The sequence below is a fragment of the Caballeronia sordidicola genome, from assembly GCF_001544455.2.
GTDB lineage: Bacteria > Pseudomonadota > Gammaproteobacteria > Burkholderiales > Burkholderiaceae > Caballeronia > Caballeronia sordidicola.
Map to the genome: position 1 here is coordinate 57,510 of NZ_FCOC02000012.1, position 16,929 is coordinate 74,438.

Consider the following 16,929-nt stretch of genomic DNA (forward strand, 5'->3'; position numbering starts at 1 on the left):
CCGGTTGCAGGTTTCGCCAATCCCGATCCGCTTGATTGAGCACAATGGCCAACACAAAAAGGCCAGCATGAAAAGAAGAAGGGCGCCGCCCCGAATGCGAGGCCCGCGCCCTTCACTGCATTTTACGCTACTGCCGGCCCTGCTTCTTCAATCAGTCGAGCGGCGCCGAACGCAGGTTGCTGACTTGTTGCGGCGACACCGGCGTGCCGTGGTTGCCCCACGACATGCGGATGTACGTCACAACCGCAGCAACTTCCGTATCCGACAAGGCTTGCGCAAACGGCGGCATGCCATACGGATGCGGGTTGCCTTCGGTGCTCGGCGGATAACCACCGTTGAGCGTCATGCGGATCGGGTTCACGGCCGACTGCATCTGAATGGACTGGTTGTTGGCAAGCGGCGGATAAGCAGGCGGCTTTCCGAGACCGTTCTCGGCGTGGCACTTCGCGCAATTTTCCGTATAGATCTTCTTTCCCTGGACCAGCAGTTCGCCACCGAATTTCTCCGATGTCTCGAATTGCATGGTTTCCGGCGCTTCCTTCTTTTGCGGAATTGACTTGAGGTACGTGGTCATTGCACTGATGTCCGCGTCCGTCATGTATTGCAGGCTGTTGTGAACCACTTCGGCCATCGGACCGAACACCGCGCCACGCTGCGATACACCCGTCTTCAACAGGTCGTTGATGTCCTTCGCGTCCCAGTCGCCAAGACCTGCTTCCTTGTTCGACGTCAGCGAAGGCGCATACCAGTTCTGCAGCGGAATCAGGCCGCCGCCGAAGGCTGCCGAGCTGACCGGGCCGCCGAGCGGGTTGATCGATGTATGGCACATGCTGCAATGGCCAAGCCCTTCGATCAGGTAAGCACCGCGGTTCCATTCGACCGACTTGGTAGGATCCGGCTTGAACTCGCCTTCGCGGAAGAACAGCACGCGCCAGCCAATCAGCATGTTGCGCTGGTTGAACGGGAAGCGCAGTTCGTGCGGGCGGCTGGGTTCATTCACCGGCGGGACCGAGCGCATGTAAGCATACATGGCATCGGAGTCGGCGCGCGTCACCTTGGTGTAGGCGGTGAACGGCATGGCCGGATAAAGCAGGCTGCCGTCTTTTGAGCGGCCGTTATGAATCGACCGATAAAAATCGTCCGACGTCCATTTGCCAATGCCGTATTGATCGTCCGGCGTGATGTTCGGCGTGTACATGGTGCCGAACGGCGTCAGCATGGGCAGGCCGCCCGCGAACGTCTTGCCGCCGCGAACCGTGTGGCAGGCAATACAGTCGCCGGCGCGCGCCAGATATTCGCCGCGCTTGATCAATTCGGTCTGGTCGGCGGGCACGGCGGCGACAGCGCCGCTCGAATGGAATGCGTCGCCACCCGACCAGAGCGCGGCAGCGGCGGCGGCGGCCGTCAGGACAACAACCGCCGAGAGTGCGAACAGGGACTTGCGTTTCATATACTTATCGCTCCTCGCGCCTTATTGCGGTTCGCTGCCGCAGACAAGCGGCATCTTGCGTGAGCCAGCGGGCGCGGGTACCGGATTGGCCGGTGCGGTTTGCGTGGAAAGCCAGGCGGCGACAGCGGTTACGTCGTCGTCGGTCAGGCGGGATGCAATCTGTTGCATGCAGTCAGGCGCTTTCGCGTGACGCGAGCCCGCACGCCATGCGCCAAGCTGGGCGCTGATGTAGTCGGAGTGCAATCCCACGAGACCCGGAATAGCCGGTTCCATACCTGTGAGCGACGCGCCGTGGCATGCCGCGCAAGCCGGGATGTTTCTGGACGGATCGCCGTTCAGCACGATTTGCTGGCCCTTCGTCACAGTCGACGCCGACACGGTCGGCTTGGCCGGCTGCGGATAAGGCGGGCGCTGTTGCGAGAAATACGTGGCGATCTGATGAAGGTAGTCGTCCGAGAGATACGTGACGAGGTAGTTCATGGGCGGATACTTCCGGCGGCCTTCACGGAAGTTCTGCAACTGGTTGTACAGGTAGTCGGCGGGTTTGCCGGCAAGACGCGGGAAATAGTCGTTGTCCGTGCCTTCGCCGTGGACGCCGTGACATGCCGTGCAACCTTGCACGCGTGCAGCCATGGTATCCGGCGCGACGGGCTGGGCGGCCTGAGCTTCGGCTGCGCCGGCTGTGCTTGCGCCGCCCAGTGCACTGCCCAAAAGCGCCAGCGCCATTAGCGGGGCGAGCAACGGACGAAAGATGCGTCTTGAAGACACGCGACACTCCATGAATTTCGAGGACCTGCCGAGCTTCGTTCGGCCCGGTGCGAATATGTGGTGAACCATTGCCACATTGGCTCAGCGAGCCTCTGATGCGACGCGGCATTCTATCATCGTTGCCTGATGATGACTATTTGTGCCTCGGCTTGCTGCGTCTGGCTTTCAACCTTTACGCGACAATATGCCGCGCGACTGATCGACATGGGGTTTTGAACATCTTTAACTATTGATGGCCGGTCATATTCGACAAAGCATCGACTTGGTTTTAACTGTTTGTAGCATTTCGCGACGTTGTGCATCCCGTGGGTCCGTTCCGCTAGACTCGCGTTCCTGTGCCGCCGATTTGCTCGTGCAATGCATGGCGTACCTCATCTACGATCCTTCACCGAATTTCGAATGCAATCCTTGCCTGCTTCCTGCCCGACTCAAAACCCACGGGTGTGCGCATGAATGGCGATCCGCTCTGGTTGGCGCAGGTCCTCATCGCGGCGCTCGCCGATATTGCTTTTGCCTGTACGCTCGGCGCGGGCTTGCTGAGCATATGGTTATCGAAGGAGAAGGCGGCCGAAGGCAAGTCGCCTGCGCACGATGCGTGGCGAAAGGCGCGGCGATTGAGCCTCGGCGGCGCGGTCACGCTGGCGGTTGCGGATCTTGTACTGGTGTGGCTGCAGGCGGCATCGATGAGCGGCGCGCCTTTGTTCGACGCGTTTTCAGCTGTTATTGCCGTGGTCACCGGCACGCACGCAGGCATTGGCTGGGCAATCGCGTTTGCTGGCAGCGTATTGCTCGTGCTTGCCACGGTGTCCGCGAACGCAAAAGGCAGCCCGCGGCCCGGATTGTTCGCGATAGGCGCGCTCGTGGCCGCGGCCGGGAAGGCATCGATTGGTCATGCCGCGGACGCCGGCGCGTTTTCCCTGGCCGAAGGCGTGCAGACCGTCCATCTTCTCGCGACCGCGTTGTGGGGCGGCGTGGTGTTCGCGGGCGCGTGGCGCGTCTTGGCGTCGCTTGGGACATCGTTGGCGCGGGCGTTCTTGATCCGTATTGCCGGGAAGATTTCGACGCTGTCGGTTATCGCCGTATCGCTCGTGGTGTTGACCGGGATCTACAACGCGTGGCGCGGGCTCGGCGGCTCGGCGCAAGCGCTCGAAGCAAGCGCGTGGGGCCAGGCGCTGGTCGTAAAGGGCGTGCTGGTCGCAACCGCGTTGCTGCTAGGCGCAATGAACCGCTGGTCCGTGTTGCCGCGATTGCGGCGCACGGCATCAACCGTCGATGCACGCACGTTCAATGGCGTAATGCGTGTGGAAGCGGTGCTGATCGTTGCGGTGTTTTTTGCGGCTGCCGTGTTGTCGCACAGCGTGCCGGGATTTGCATCGGCGGGATAACGGGTTATTCGTAGCCGAGCTTGTGGCTCACGATAGGCGCGCAGAACAGCGCCAGCGCGCAACCGACCGCCTTGCCCTGCAATTCGACAAACGCCTTGTGCGACATGGGCGACGAAAACAGGACATCGGCGAGTTGCGGCAGGCAAAAGAGCACCGCCGCGCCAATGAAGCATCGCGTGACCACGGACAGGCGCCAGTTGTATTGAGCGCCCATGGCGGCGCAAACCACGCGCAGCACGCCGAACAGAACAAGCGCGCCAACGGCCATCTGGGTGCGGGTGTATTCGTCTGGAAGTGTATACATGCTGAACTCGTTCGCTTTATCGTCGCGCTCTTCCCGGGCGCATGGGTCGGAATTTTGTACACGAGATATTGCAAGACGCGGGCCAGACGTCAGTAATGCATGTAAGGCCTTGATGCGAAAGAGTTTTAGATTCTCAAAAAGTCTTTCTAAAGCGACGTAACGCGCTGAAAACGCCTGCTTTCTACGCGCGTTACGTAACGCAACCAAGACACATTCCTGTCTCGATAAAGCGCATTCTACGTTGAGTCGGGCGTCCTGTATCGTACGGTGCGCCGCAATTCCACGTTTCGAAAATCACCACTCGGCGACGCTGCCATCCGCGTGACGCCAGACCGGATTGCGCCAGCGATGACCAACCTTCGCCATCTCGCGCACTTTCTCCTCGTTCACTTCAATGCCCAAGCCCGGCCCTTGTGGAATCATCACCATGCCGTCTTCGTACTTGAAGACTTCCGGATTCTTGATGTAGTCGAGCAGGTCGTTGCCCTTGTTGTAGTGAATCCCGAGGCTTTGCTCCTGGATGAACGCGTTGTAGCTGACCGCGTCGATCTGCAAGCATGTAGCCAGCGCAATCGGGCCCAACGGACAATGCAGCGCCAGCGCGACGTCGTAGGCTTCGGCCATCGATGCAATCTTGCGGCACTCCGTAATGCCGCCCGCATGCGATGCGTCCGGCTGGATGATGTCCACATAACCGCCCGCCAGAATGTGCTTGAAGTCCCAGCGCGAATAGAGACGCTCGCCCAGCGCGATCGGTGTGCTCGTCTGGTTGACAATGTCGCGTAACGCCTCGACGTTCTCCGACAGCACCGGCTCCTCGATAAACAGCAGCTTGTACGGATCGAGTTCCTTCGCGAGGACTTTCGCCATCGGCTTGTGTACCCGCCCGTGGAAGTCCACGCCAATCCCGATATTCGGTCCCACCGCTTCACGCACGGCCGCTACATTGTTGATGACGGACTGAACCTTGTCGAAGGTATCGATGATCTGAAGTTCTTCCGAGCCGTTCATCTTCACCGCTTTGAAACCGCGATCCACGACCGCGCGCGCGTTGTTCGCCACGTCGCTTGGACGATCGCCGCCAATCCACGAATACACCTTGATGCGGTCGCGCACCTGGCCGCCGAGCAGAGCGTGAATGGGCACGCCATGATGCTTGCCCTTGATGTCCCACAGCGCCTGATCGACGCCCGCGATCGCGCTCATGCCGATCGGGCCGCCGCGATAAAACCCCGCGCGATACATCACCTGCCAGTGATCCTCGATCAACAGCGGGTCGCGGCCGATCAGGTAATCCGAAAGTTCATCGACTGCTGCCGCGACCGTGTGCGCGCGTCCTTCGACCACCGGCTCACCCCAGCCGACGATGCCTTCGTCCGTCGTGATCTTCAGAAAACACCAGCGCGGCGGAACGATAAAAGTTTCGAGCTTCGTGATTTTCATGCTGGCGTCTCCAGGTTTTCCGGTTAGTGAGGAACAAGGATTTCAATGCTATCAAAGTTTTGTTAGTCGTGTATATTAATAGTACTATTGGATGGAAAGGCTTGATGGGAAAGGCTCCGTATAATCCGATGATTTTTACGGCGGCATGTGCGCAAAAAAGGGGAAAGTCATTCAGCACGATTTGCACGGACGCGTGGCGTACGACCTTGGCACCGAGATTTTGCGTGGCGATTTCGCGCCCGCGTCCACGTTGCCGCGCGAAGCGGAACTGATGGAGCGCTTTGGCGTGAGCCGGACCGTGCTGCGCGAGGCGCTTCGCACGCTGACATCGAAGGGATTGATTGAATCGCGGCCGAAAATCGGCACGCGCGTGCGTCCACGAGACGCGTGGAATTTGCTCGATGCCGACGTGCTCGAGTGGTATTCGCGCGTTGCCATTCCCATGCAATTCGCGCTCAAGCTGCAGGAAATGCGCGAGATGATCGAGCCTTATGCCGCGGCTTTGGCGGCGGTCAATCACGATCAGAATACGTTGGTACGTCTGGACGAGGCCCATCAGGCGATGCTCGACGCTCGCACCGTGGATGAATGGGTGCGTGCCGATCTGCGCTTTCACTTGAGCGTGCTGAACGCATGCAGCAATGAGTTGCTCGTGCCGCTCGGGACGCTGATCGAGCGCACGCTCGAAGCCCAGTTGCAGTTGAACGCGCGGCGGGCGGAGGTTTTCAATGCATCGATGGCCGAACATACCGCCGTTTTCGATGCCATCGCCAAGAGGCAACCAAGCGCCGCGCGTGAAGCAATGGCCGGATTGCTCGGCGTGACGCGGGCGCGGATCGAGGGTTGACCGGTTCAAATTCACGCCTCCACAAACCGGCGATCGTTTCCATTTCGCGATAAAGTTGCAGGTCCGGGCGCGGTTTTGTTGACAGTGGTCAAGCAATAATTGATCAAAACGCTGCGCCCTGCACCCATTGCGAGGAGGCGCACGACTTGCCGCACGTTCCGATCTCCCTTGTGTCGTCCTGGGGCGCGTGGGCCGTGTTCGTCAGCGTGCTTGCCACGCAACTCGGCGTGCCTGTTCCCGCCGCTCCCATGCTCGTGCTTGCCGGAACGCTGGTCGCCGCCGGGTTAGCTTCGTTCTGGCATATGTTGGCCGCTGCGGTGCTCGCGGTGGTTATCGCCGATTCTCTTTGGTTCGCCGCCGGAAGGTTGTATGGCCGGCGGTTCCTGAACTCGCTCGTGCGCTTCTCGCTTTCCCTCGATACCACTTTGCGTACCGCCCGCAACTGGTTCGAGCGCTTCGGCGTGCCTCTGCTCGCGTTATCCAAATTCGTGCCGGGGCTTGGGCTGGTTTCATCGCCGCTGCTTGGGACCACGCAGATCGATGTGCGCGTGTTCGTATTCTGGGATCTCGTGGGCGCGAGTTTGTGGGCGTCGGCGTGGATGCTGGGCGGCGCGATTTTGAAGGCAGAGGTCGCAAATCTGCTCATCTTCGTGCGCACTTATGGGCTGACCGCGCTCGATGTGCTCGGGATGGCGGCTGGCGTATTCCTGGCATACCGATGGGTTCGGCGCGTGCAGTTTCGCCGATGGCTCGCGAAGTATCGGATAACGCCCGAACAACTCGACGAAATGATGCGCTCGGACTCACCACCCGTTATTTTCGATGCCCGGCCGGCCGAGATCCGCCGCAAGGAGGCGCACAGGATCAAGGGCGCGTTGCCGCTGGATCTGGAGGCGTCGGGGAAGATCGATGAGATGTTTCGCGAGCGCGAGGTGGTGATTTATTGCGTGTGTCCGAATGAGGCGACGGCCAAGCAGATCGCGCGGCAATTGAAGGCCAAAGGTTTTACGAATGTGCGGCCGCTGAAGGGCGGGCTGGATGCGTGGGAGAAGAAGGGGTTTCCGGTGGAGACGATTCCTTTGGACGTTTCGCGCCATGATGCTGATGCCGGCGCTTCAGTCGATGATCATGACATGGACGATATGGTTACTGTCAGGGCTACGGCGCCGGAGTGAGTTTCTTGGCTGTTGATTGCTGGTTAATCGGAGTTGCATCGGATGACGCTGTTGGATGGGGTGGATCCCTCGCAACTTTTTGGCTTGCCCATGCCCGATGTGGCTACGTTGGATCACGGTGTACAGGTGCCCTTTGTACAGACCGGGCATGAGCATCGGGAGGTCATGCTGTTCATTCACGGCTCACTGTGTGACTTTCGATACTGGAAGCCGCAGTTGGGGCCGCTTGCCAGGCAGTACCGCTGTGTTGCGCCTAGTCTCTCGCATTATTGGCCTTCGGGAAGGGCGGGGGCGCTTGGCGTTGCCGGGGATGCGCGGCCGTTTTGCTGGGATGCGCATGTCGATGAGATGGGGCAGTTTATTGAGCGGCTGGGTGTGGGCGCGGTGAATGTTGTCGGGCACTCGAGAGGCGGGTGTATCGCGTTTCATCTGGCTGGCCGGTATCCGGAGTTGGTGAAGTCGCTGGTGCTGGCCGATCCGGGTGGGCCGGTGGCCAAGGCCGGTTCGGATGCGATGTCGCGGACGGTGTTGCCCGCGCCGGTTAATGCGCTGCGGGCGAAGGCTGCGGAGTTGATTGCCGTGGGCGAGGTTGACGCGGGGCTGGAATTGTTTGTCGATTCGGTAAGCCGGCCGGGATTTTGGGCGCGGAGTCCGAGAGCGTTTCGGGCCATGGCGATTGATAACGCGAATACATTAGCGCGCCAATTCCGCGATCCGTTGCCGGCTTATGATGCGCGGGCCGCGGGTAAGGTGCGATGTCCTACGCTGCTTATCGATGGCGAGAAAAGTCCGAGGATGTTTCGGGATGCGGTGGGGGCGTTGGAGGGGTGGATTGAAGGTTCGCGAAGAGAGACTATTGAAGGCGCGTCGCATGGGATGAATGTGACGCATGCGGGGGTGTTTAATCGGATGCTTGCTACAAGCCAGTTCTGATGAGAACGCTCGGACGAAGGTGGTCACACATCGCCGACTTAGTTTCACAGTTTGGGTTTGCCGTCGAGGCAGTTTTCTCTGCTGACCCGAATCCAAGGGCGTGTGCTTCGGCTCGCGCTTTAGCAGTCCAACTGCTGACCCTGACGGCTGTACGACTTCGAACAGAGCAATGATCGCAGCTAATCGACGCGTGGGCCTAGTGTTCTTCGCTTCACGCGCTAAATCTGCGATCATTTCTTCGCAAGCGCGTGCATTATGAAGCCACTAACAGGCCGCATGCCGGTAGAATTCTGTTTTATGGATAGGCTTTCGAAAGAGCATCGGTCATGGCTCATGAGCCGTGTCAAATCGAAGGACACAACGCCAGAGCTTGTTGTTCGTAGCTTGCTATTTGCTATGGGTTTTAGGTATCGCCTACACGACCCGCGGTTACCTGGGCGCCCCGACATCGTGTTTGGACGAAAGCGAAAAGTAATCTTTGTTCACGGATGTTTTTGGCATGGACATAGAGGATGCCGTTACGGTCGGCTGCCAAAAACAAGGGTTGACTTCTGGGGCGGCAAAATCGAGCGCAACCGAGAGCGAGACCTGGTGAATCTGCAGAAGCTTGATGAAGCCAGTTGGCAAGCACTGACCGTTTGGCAGTGTGAATTGAAGGACCTCGACGGACTAGCCGACAGACTATATGAATTTCTCACATTCGAATAACCGCCCTGTGGGCATCGACCTATTTGCTGGTGCTGGCGGGTTATCACTGGGATTTGAGCAAGCCGGATTCGACATCGTCGCGGCCGTAGAGATCGACCCTATTCACTGTGCAACCCACGAATACAATTTTCCTGGGTCGAAAACAATATGCGCTAGTGTTGTTGATGTCACCGGCGAAGAGATAAGAGCGCTCGCGGAACTTGGTAATCGCGATATTGAGGTGGTCTTCGGTGGCGCACCATGTCAGGGCTTTTCTTTGATGGGCAAGCGGGCTTTAGACGACCCGCGAAACAAGCTTGTGTTTCACTATGTGCGAATTGTTCGAGAACTTAATCCGAAATATTGCGTTTTTGAGAACGTGAAAGGATTAACGCTTGGCGCGCATCGCAAATTTTTGGACGAGCTTATTGCTGCTTTGCACGACGCGGGGTACGACGTATTAATGCCATATAAGGTTTTAAATGCCGCCGAGTTTGGCGTACCGCAGGATAGACGGCGGCTATTTTTAGTCGGCACACGGAGAGGTGAGGTCCCGCCACATTATCCTGAACCAACAGGCCGTGTCACTGTTCGTGAAGCTATCGCTGATCTTCCTAATGCTGATTTGTTCGACGAACTGAAAGTTCAAGACAGTGTTGCAGTAGATTGGGTAACCCATGCCTCTTATGCTCGTCGCTTGCGGGGATTGGAGGCGGACGCGGACGACTTCAGTTATCCGCGCGAGTTCGATAGCGATATTCTTACAGCCAGCATGCGTACTGTACACACAGAGCTCTCAAAAAATCGATTTACCGAAACAAAATGCGGTGATACTGAACCGATAAGTCGTTTCCGAAAGCTTGATCCAGAGGGAATTTGCAATACGTTGCGTGCCGGTACCGATAGTGCGAGAGGAGCATTTACTTCTCCGCGTCCTATTCATCCTGTTTTCCCGCGCGTTATTACAGTTCGAGAGGCCGCGCGCCTTCATTCTTATCCTGACTGGTTTCGATTTCACATCACTAAATGGCACGGATTTAGGCAAATTGGCAACAGCGTCCCCCCTCTGCTGGCTCGTGCTGTTGGGAGGGAGATTCTCCAAGCGATGGGAATTGTAGCAACCAAACCAAGTCAATCCTTCGTTTTAAGAGATTCAAAGATTTTAGGGCTAGACATGAGCGCAGCAGCGCGTCGGTTTGGCGTTAAACATACGGTAATCGCGCAGCGATTACGGAAAAATAATTCAATTTTAGCGGCTGCGGAAGAGGGGCAGCTCCAACTGTTGACGGAACCTAAAGAATATGCCGAAGAGCAAAGCTGAAACTAGCGAAGTCACAACTTCTACGGTAAATCGCTATAGTGTGATAATCGAAGAGGTTTTCAAAGATCATTATGCTGCCGGAATTTATGAATTTGAGTTTGAACGTGACGAGCTTTTGGCAAAGGCCAAAAAACTTGAAATAAAGACTCCTCGAAATATTGGCGATCTGATCTATAGTTTTAGATATCGACAAGCGCTTCCTAAGTTCATTATCGACGCAGCGGATGACGGACTTGAGTGGATTATTAGGGGAGTAGGAGGAGCCAAATACCAATTTAAACAGGTACGGCTCAATCGAATTGTTCCTCGGGATGATTTGGTAACTATTAAGTTACCAGATTCTACGCCTGAAATCATAGCAGCTTACGCGTTATCTGATGAGCAGGCTCTGTTAGCAAAAGTCCGTTACAACAGGCTCGTCGACGTGTTTCTCGGGATCACGGCTTACTCGCTTCAGAATCATCTTCGTACGACGGTCAAAGGTGTTGGACAGATTGAAATTGACGAAGTGTATGTTGGACTTGATAGCAACGGAAGGCAATATGTTGTGCCAGTTCAGGCAAAAGGCGGAAATGATAAGCATGGGGTAGTACAAACCGAGCAGGACATCGCTTGCTGTCAAGAGAAGTTTGGGGCCTTAATTTGCCGACCAGTGTCGGCTCAATTCATGAGCAACGGCCGTATCGCAATGTTTGAGCTCACTGTTCAAGACAATGAGATGCGTGTTGTTGGTGAGAAACATTACCAACTGGTACCCGCGAAAAACATTTCCAGAGAAGATCTAGAAAACTACGGAGTTTGGGGAGGGTAGGGGTTGGAGGTCGCTGCTGCTTTGCAGCCCGTGGACAAAATGCCATGCCTGGCGCCAGAACTCCAATCAAGTATAAACAAAAAGCCGCCACTTCTCTCGAAGCAGCGGCTTTTTCAACAACTTGGTGGCGAATCAGGGATTCGAACCCCGGACCTGCGGATTATGATTCCGTCGCTCTAACCGGCTGAGCTAATTCGCCAAGAGATCGAGATTATGAAGAGGGTTGCAAAACCTGTCAACCCCTTCCAAACCGATTCCTATCGACAGCTTTGACGATCAATCCGAGTCATAAACCGCCGTCCCGCGGGTCTCCTTCACAAACAGCATCCCGATCACGAATGCGGCAACGGCAATGACAATCGGATACCACAACCCCGAAAAAATATTCCCCTTCGCGGCCACGATAGCAAACGCCGTAGCCGGCAAGAACCCGCCGAACCAGCCATTGCCGATGTGATACGGCAGCGACATCGACGTATACCGGATCCGCGCTGGGAACATCTCGACCAGCATCGCGGCAATCGGCCCATAAACCATCGTCACGTAGATCATCATGATGGTCAGGATCACAATAGCCATCGGCCAGTTGATCAGCGCCGGATCAGCCTTCGCCGGATAACCCGCCGACTTCAGCGTGCCGGCCAGCGTCTTGTCGAACGCGGCGCCCTGGACTTTTGCATCGGCAGCCTTGCCGTCGTACGTGTTCACCACCGTATCGCCCACCTTGATCTGCGCGAGCGTTCCAGCCGGCGCGGCCACGTTTTCGTAGTTCAAGCCGGACTTCGACAACGCGCTCTTGGCAATATCGCAGGAGGTCGTGAACTTCGATGTACCCACCGGGTTGAACTGGAACGAGCACTCGTCGGGATTGGCAATGACGGTGATCGGCGACTTCACGGTTGCGGCTTCGAGCGTCGGGTTCGTGTAGTGAGCGAGTGCATGGAAGAGCGGAAAATACGTCAGCGCGGCAATCAGGCAGCCCGCCATGATGATCGGCTTGCGCCCGATCTTGTCGGACAGCGACCCAAAGAACAGGAAGAACGGCGTGCCAATCAGCAGCGCGACGGCGACCATGATGTTGGCGCTCGTGCCATCGACCTTCAGCGTCTGCGTCAGGAAAAACAGCGTGTAGAACTGGCCCGTGTACCAGACAACCGCCTGTCCCATCGTCAGCCCGAGGAGCGCGAGCAGCACGATCTTCAGGTTCTTCCATTGACCGAATGCTTCGGTCAGCGGCGCCTTCGACGTCTTGCCCTCGGCCTTGATGCGCTCGAAAACCGGGGATTCATGCAGTTTCAGCCGGATCCAGACGGACACGCCAAGCAGCACGATCGACACCAGGAACGGCACGCGCCAGGCCCATGCCCCGAAGGTGTCTTCGCCCACGGCGGTACGCACCACAAGAATGACGATCAGCGAGATGAACAGGCCGAGCGTGGCCGTGGTCTGAATCCACGCCGTCCACGCGCCGCGCTTGTTGGAAGGCGCATGTTCTGCAACATATGTCGCCGCGCCGCCGTATTCGCCGCCGAGCGCGAGCCCCTGCAGCAGCCGCATGGCAATGAACAACACGGGCGCCGCTATGCCAATGGTCGCGTATCCGGGAAGCAAGCCGACCACAAAGGTCGACAAACCCATGATCACGATGGTCACAAGGAACGTGTATTTGCGGCCGACCATGTCGCCTAAACGCCCGAACACAATCGCCCCGAACGGACGCACGGCGAAACCCGCCGCGAAGCCAAGCAAGGTGAAGATGAAGGCGGCCGTCGGATTGACGCCGGAGAAGAAGGTCTTGCTGATATAGATGGCGAGCGAGCCCGCCAGATAGAAGTCATACCACTCGAATACCGTGCCTAGCGATGACGCGAAAATCACGCGCCGTTCTTCGCTTGTCATCGGCGCGTGGGAAATGCGCCCCTCGACCGTCGCCATGAATCATCTCCTGATCTTGATTTTGAATGGCGCCCCGCGAATGGCGGCACCGTGCACCGATTATTGGAGTGAAAACTTACGGCGTTCTGACGTGATGATGGTATGTGGTTTTTTGTGATGCATTGAGATGTTTGGAATAACGTCGCTCAAAAACTTATATGAAGCCCTCTTCTTCTGCTAACTATAGGTAAATTCACGACCTAAGAAAGTTCTCCTCGATGCTTGGTCAGGGTTTGTCCCGGGCAGGATAAACCCGCCTTAAGCCAACTCTGACGAGCGTTCCAGCTTGCCGAGGCGTCTCGTTGTACACATGGTCTCCGATATCGAGCGTGCCGCCATGCATGGTCACAATCTCCCGTACGATTGCCAAGCCCAGTCCACTGCCGTCACCTTCACGCCCCAGGATCCGATAAAACCGCTCCACCACGCGCGTTCGTTCCGCGGCCGGAATGCCCAATCCCGTGTCCTCGACCTCGAGAAAAACGCGGCGCGTATCCGAATCCTCGGTACGCACGCGGACGGTTATTCGGCCGCCGGGCGGGGTGTAGCGAATGGCGTTATCGATAAGATTTGACAGCATCTCGCGCAACATCACCATGTTGCCTTCCACTTCAACGGGATGCGGCGGCTCTTCATACCCAATGTCCATTCGCTTCGCCAACGCCGCCTGCACCCAGTCGCGCACGGCGAGCCGCGCGAGATCGGTGAGTTCGACGCGCGAGAAAATCTGCCCGGTCATCCGGTTCTCGGCGCGTGCAAGCGCAAGCAGTTGAGTGACGAGCCGCGCTGCGTGCTCGGAACTCGTCGCGATCTGTTCGAGCGAACGCTGCACTTCAGCGGGCACGTCCTGTCGCAACGCCAGTTCGGCCTGCGTCCGCAAACCGGCGAGTGGCGTTTTCATTTGATGGGCGGCGTCGGCTATGAAGCGCTTTTGCAACTCCATGTTCTGCTCGAGCCGGTTGAGCAAATCATTGAACGATGCCACCAGCGGCGCGATTTCCGGCGGCGCGCGACTCGCTTCGAGCGGGGAAAGGTCGTCCGGCCGGCGCGCCCGGATGTTTGACTGCAAGGCGTGCAGCGGCGCGAGCCCGCGCGAGAGCCCGAACCACACCAGTACGATGGCCAGCGGCAAGATCACGAATTGCGGCAGGATCACGCCCTTGATGATGTCGTTGGCCAACTGGCTGCGTTTATCGAGCGTTTCCGCCACCTGGATAAGCACCGGCTGCGACAGCGACGGCGATTCAACCGTCGTGTACGCCACGCGGATGTCGTTGCCGCGCAATACGTCGTCGCGAAATTCCACAATGCCGGGTTGCGGGCGGTCGTCGTTGTGGGGCAGGGGCATGTCGGCGTCGCCGCCTACCAGTTCGCCTCTCGTGCCAAGCACCTGGAAAAAAACGCTATCGACGTTATCCGCCCTCAGGAAATCACGCGTGGCATTCGGCAGCCGCAGTTCGGCCACGCCGTTGACCGGCTGGATCTGCCGGGCAAGCACGTAGGCGTCGGTTTCGAGCGCGCGGTCGAATGGCCCATTGGCAATCGACTTCGCGACCAGATACGTGACCGCGATGCTCATGGGCCACAACAAAAGCAGCGGCGCGAGCATCCAGTCGAGAATCTCACCGAACAACGAACGCGGCGCCGGCTCGCCGTCGGGCTCAAGTTGATCCGGGGGCGCGAAGGGGTTGGCGTAACGCGCGTCACGAGACACGTCGGGGTCCGCATTGAGCAGATCCGGCGACGGGTGTGGCAACTCGCGCAACGCCTGGGCGGCACGCTTGGAAGTAGCGGGCGAGCCCATAACGTGGTTACTTATAGTGAGGGCTGGACGACGTTGTCGGGCCAGCGTCCGCAGGTCCCGGCGGGACCGGAGCGGCGGCTGGCGCAACGGCTTTTTCAAGGCTATAGCCTAGCCCGCGAACGGTCATGATGCGCGCTCCACCGGGCTCGATTTTTTTTCTTAGCCGATGGACATAGACTTCGATCGCGTTATTGCTGACTTCCTCGCCCCACTCGCAAAGGTGGTTGACAAGCTGTTCCTTCGATACCAGCCGGCCAACCCTTTGCAGAAGGACTTCGAGCACGCCGAGTTCGCGCGCGGACAACTCGATGACCTGGTCGTTGATGGACGCAATGCGCCCGACCTGATCGAATGAAAGCGCGCCGTGCCTGACAACGGTAGGACCGCCGCCCGCGCCGCGCCGCGTGAGGGCGCGCACGCGGGCTTCGAGTTCGTTCAGCGCGAACGGTTTGGCCATGTAGTCGTCGGCGCCGAGGTCAAGGCCCTTGACGCGCTCGTCGACGCTGTCGGCGGCCGTCAGGATGAGCACGGGCATCTGCGAATTGCGGGCGCGCAGGCGCCGCAGGACTTCGAGGCCGGACATCATGGGTAGCCCCAGATCGAGGATCAGGAGGTCGAAAGTTTGCAGCGCAAGGGCGGTATCGGCTTCCACGCCGTGCTTGACGTGGTCCACCGCATACCCCGATTGGCGGAGTGATCGAACCAGACCGTCCGCGAGTATGCTGTCGTCTTCGGCAATGAGTATTCGCATCGTAGTGTGCGCAGAAAGCATTGCCGGCACCGCAATTCGCCCGGCGCGGCGGTCTCCAGGTGTTGTGGTGCGCTTGCAAGGTCACAGCGTGGTGTTGAAACTACGCGCGCTGATCCCACTTGCAAAAACACCTGTTTTTTTATACAGTGTCTGAAGCAGTGCACCCAGTGGGACAAAAGCCCCGCGGGCATGCGCCAGATGCCGTTCATCATAGCAAAGGACGATTCATGGAAGATAGCAAGAAAGGCCCGGGCGGGATGTCTGCGGAGAAGAGCAAGGCGCTGGCCGCTGCGCTGTCGCAGATCGAAAAGCAATTCGGCAAGGGGTCGATCATGCGACTCGGCGCTGGCGAAGTCATTGAAGACATCCAGGTGGTGTCGACTGGTTCGCTCGGACTGGATATTGCATTGGGCGTCGGCGGCTTGCCGCGCGGACGTGTGGTCGAGGTCTACGGTCCGGAATCGTCGGGCAAGACCACGCTGACGTTGCAAGTGATCGCGGAAATGCAGAAACTCGGCGGCACGGCGGCGTTTATTGACGCGGAACACGCACTCGACATTGCCTATGCGCAAAAGCTCGGCGTAAATCCGTCGGACCTGCTGATCTCGCAGCCGGATACGGGCGAGCAGGCGCTGGAAATCGCGGACGCTTTAGTGCGCTCGGGTTCCATCGACATGATCGTGATCGACTCGGTTGCGGCGCTGGTTCCGAAGGCTGAAATCGAAGGCGAAATGGGCGATTCGCTACCTGGCTTGCAAGCACGTTTGATGTCGCAGGCGCTGCGCAAGCTGACCGGCACAATCAAACGTACGAACTGTCTGGTGATTTTCATCAACCAGATTCGCATGAAGATTGGCGTCATGTTCGGCAATCCGGAAACCACAACGGGTGGTAATGCGCTGAAGTTCTACGCGTCCGTTCGTCTGGATATTCGCCGTATTGGCTCGATCAAGAAGAACGACGAAGTGATCGGCAATGAAACGCGCGTGAAGGTGGTGAAGAACAAGGTCGCGCCGCCATTCCGCGAAGCCATCTTCGACATTCTTTATGGCGAAGGTATCTCGCGTCAGGGCGAAATCATCGACTTGGGCGTGCAAGCCAAGTTGGTGGACAAAGCCGGTGCCTGGTACAGCTACAACGGCGAGCGGATTGGTCAGGGCAAAGACAACGCGCGTGAATTCCTGCGTGAGAATCCGGAAATGGCGCGCGAAATCGAGAACAAGATCCGCGAGTCGCTGGGCGTCAATGCAATGGCCGATGCACTGCCGGGCGTTGCCGAAGTGGCTGATGAAGAAGAATGAGTTTTAGGCGGTAA

General features: G+C 58.1%; 15 protein-coding genes and 1 tRNA gene. 8 read left to right on the forward strand and 8 right to left on the reverse strand.

Features of this window, described 5'->3' with window-relative positions; all coding sequences use genetic code 11:
- Positions 1–151: 151 nt before the first annotated feature.
- Positions 152–1,450: a c-type cytochrome gene (locus tag AWB64_RS18945; RefSeq protein WP_060856971.1), complete on the reverse strand. Its 1,299-nt coding sequence runs from the start codon at positions 1,448–1,450 to the stop codon at positions 152–154.
- A gap of 21 nt (positions 1,451–1,471) precedes the next feature.
- Positions 1,472–2,230, reverse strand: a complete 759-nt coding sequence (locus AWB64_RS18950; protein ID WP_060856972.1) for a c-type cytochrome — start codon at positions 2,228–2,230, stop codon at positions 1,472–1,474.
- Positions 2,231–2,667: 437 nt separating this feature from the next.
- On the opposite strand from AWB64_RS18950, the gene AWB64_RS18955 reads away from it, so the two are divergent.
- Positions 2,668–3,603, forward strand: a complete 936-nt coding sequence (locus AWB64_RS18955; protein WP_060856973.1) for a CopD family protein — start codon at positions 2,668–2,670, stop codon at positions 3,601–3,603.
- A gap of 4 nt (positions 3,604–3,607) precedes the next feature.
- Here the strand turns inward: AWB64_RS18955 and AWB64_RS18960 are convergent, their stop codons facing one another.
- Entirely contained in the window at positions 3,608–3,907 is a 300-nt protein-coding gene (locus AWB64_RS18960) for a hypothetical protein (protein ID WP_060856974.1), read from the reverse strand.
- A 294-nt stretch (positions 3,908–4,201) separates the two neighbouring features.
- Positions 4,202–5,350: a galactonate dehydratase gene (gene dgoD / locus AWB64_RS18965; protein WP_060856975.1), complete on the reverse strand. Its 1,149-nt coding sequence runs from the start codon at positions 5,348–5,350 to the stop codon at positions 4,202–4,204.
- A gap of 145 nt (positions 5,351–5,495) precedes the next feature.
- Between dgoD and AWB64_RS18970 the strand changes: the two genes are divergently transcribed.
- The 6 genes from AWB64_RS18970 to AWB64_RS18990 all read left to right on the forward strand — a co-directional run bounded on the left by AWB64_RS18970 (position 5,496) and on the right by AWB64_RS18990 (position 11,124).
- On the forward strand, positions 5,496–6,197 hold the full coding sequence (locus AWB64_RS18970; RefSeq protein ID WP_060856976.1) for a FadR/GntR family transcriptional regulator: 702 nt from the start codon (positions 5,496–5,498) through the stop codon (positions 6,195–6,197).
- A 146-nt stretch (positions 6,198–6,343) separates the two neighbouring features.
- A complete protein-coding gene (locus AWB64_RS18975) occupies positions 6,344–7,372 on the forward strand; it encodes a DedA family protein/thiosulfate sulfurtransferase GlpE (RefSeq protein WP_060856977.1) in 1,029 nt (342 codons plus the stop codon).
- Positions 7,373–7,462: 90 nt separating this feature from the next.
- The gene (locus AWB64_RS18980) at positions 7,463–8,305 is read left to right on the forward strand and encodes an alpha/beta fold hydrolase (protein ID WP_060857060.1); all 843 of its coding nucleotides are present in this window, start codon (positions 7,463–7,465) and stop codon (positions 8,303–8,305) included.
- A 297-nt stretch (positions 8,306–8,602) separates the two neighbouring features.
- Positions 8,603–9,013, forward strand: a complete 411-nt coding sequence (locus tag AWB64_RS30970; protein ID WP_075643312.1) for a very short patch repair endonuclease — start codon at positions 8,603–8,605, stop codon at positions 9,011–9,013.
- On the forward strand, positions 8,991–10,313 hold the full coding sequence (locus tag AWB64_RS30975; protein WP_075643311.1) for a DNA cytosine methyltransferase: 1,323 nt from the start codon (positions 8,991–8,993) through the stop codon (positions 10,311–10,313). The genes AWB64_RS30970 and AWB64_RS30975 overlap by 23 nt, the downstream gene beginning before the upstream one ends.
- A complete protein-coding gene (locus AWB64_RS18990; protein WP_060856979.1) occupies positions 10,294–11,124 on the forward strand; it encodes a hypothetical protein in 831 nt (276 codons plus the stop codon). The genes AWB64_RS30975 and AWB64_RS18990 overlap by 20 nt, the downstream gene beginning before the upstream one ends.
- Before the next feature lie 122 nt (positions 11,125–11,246).
- Here AWB64_RS18990 and AWB64_RS18995 read toward each other — a convergent pair.
- The 4 genes from AWB64_RS18995 to AWB64_RS19010 form a co-directional block, all read right to left on the reverse strand.
- Positions 11,247–11,323, reverse strand: a tRNA-Met gene (locus AWB64_RS18995).
- A 77-nt stretch (positions 11,324–11,400) separates the two neighbouring features.
- Entirely contained in the window at positions 11,401–13,059 is a 1,659-nt protein-coding gene (locus AWB64_RS19000) for an MFS transporter (protein WP_060856980.1), read from the reverse strand.
- Positions 13,060–13,285: 226 nt separating this feature from the next.
- The gene (locus tag AWB64_RS19005) at positions 13,286–14,863 is read right to left on the reverse strand and encodes a sensor histidine kinase (protein WP_082850545.1); all 1,578 of its coding nucleotides are present in this window, start codon (positions 14,861–14,863) and stop codon (positions 13,286–13,288) included.
- Between the two features lie 7 nt (positions 14,864–14,870).
- Complete coding sequence (locus AWB64_RS19010) at positions 14,871–15,614, reverse strand: response regulator (protein WP_060857062.1); 744 nt, start codon at positions 15,612–15,614, stop codon at positions 14,871–14,873.
- A gap of 227 nt (positions 15,615–15,841) precedes the next feature.
- On the opposite strand from AWB64_RS19010, the gene recA reads away from it, so the two are divergent.
- Entirely contained in the window at positions 15,842–16,915 is a 1,074-nt protein-coding gene (gene recA, locus AWB64_RS19015) for a recombinase RecA (protein WP_060856981.1), read from the forward strand.
- The last annotated feature ends 14 nt before the right edge of the window (positions 16,916–16,929 follow it).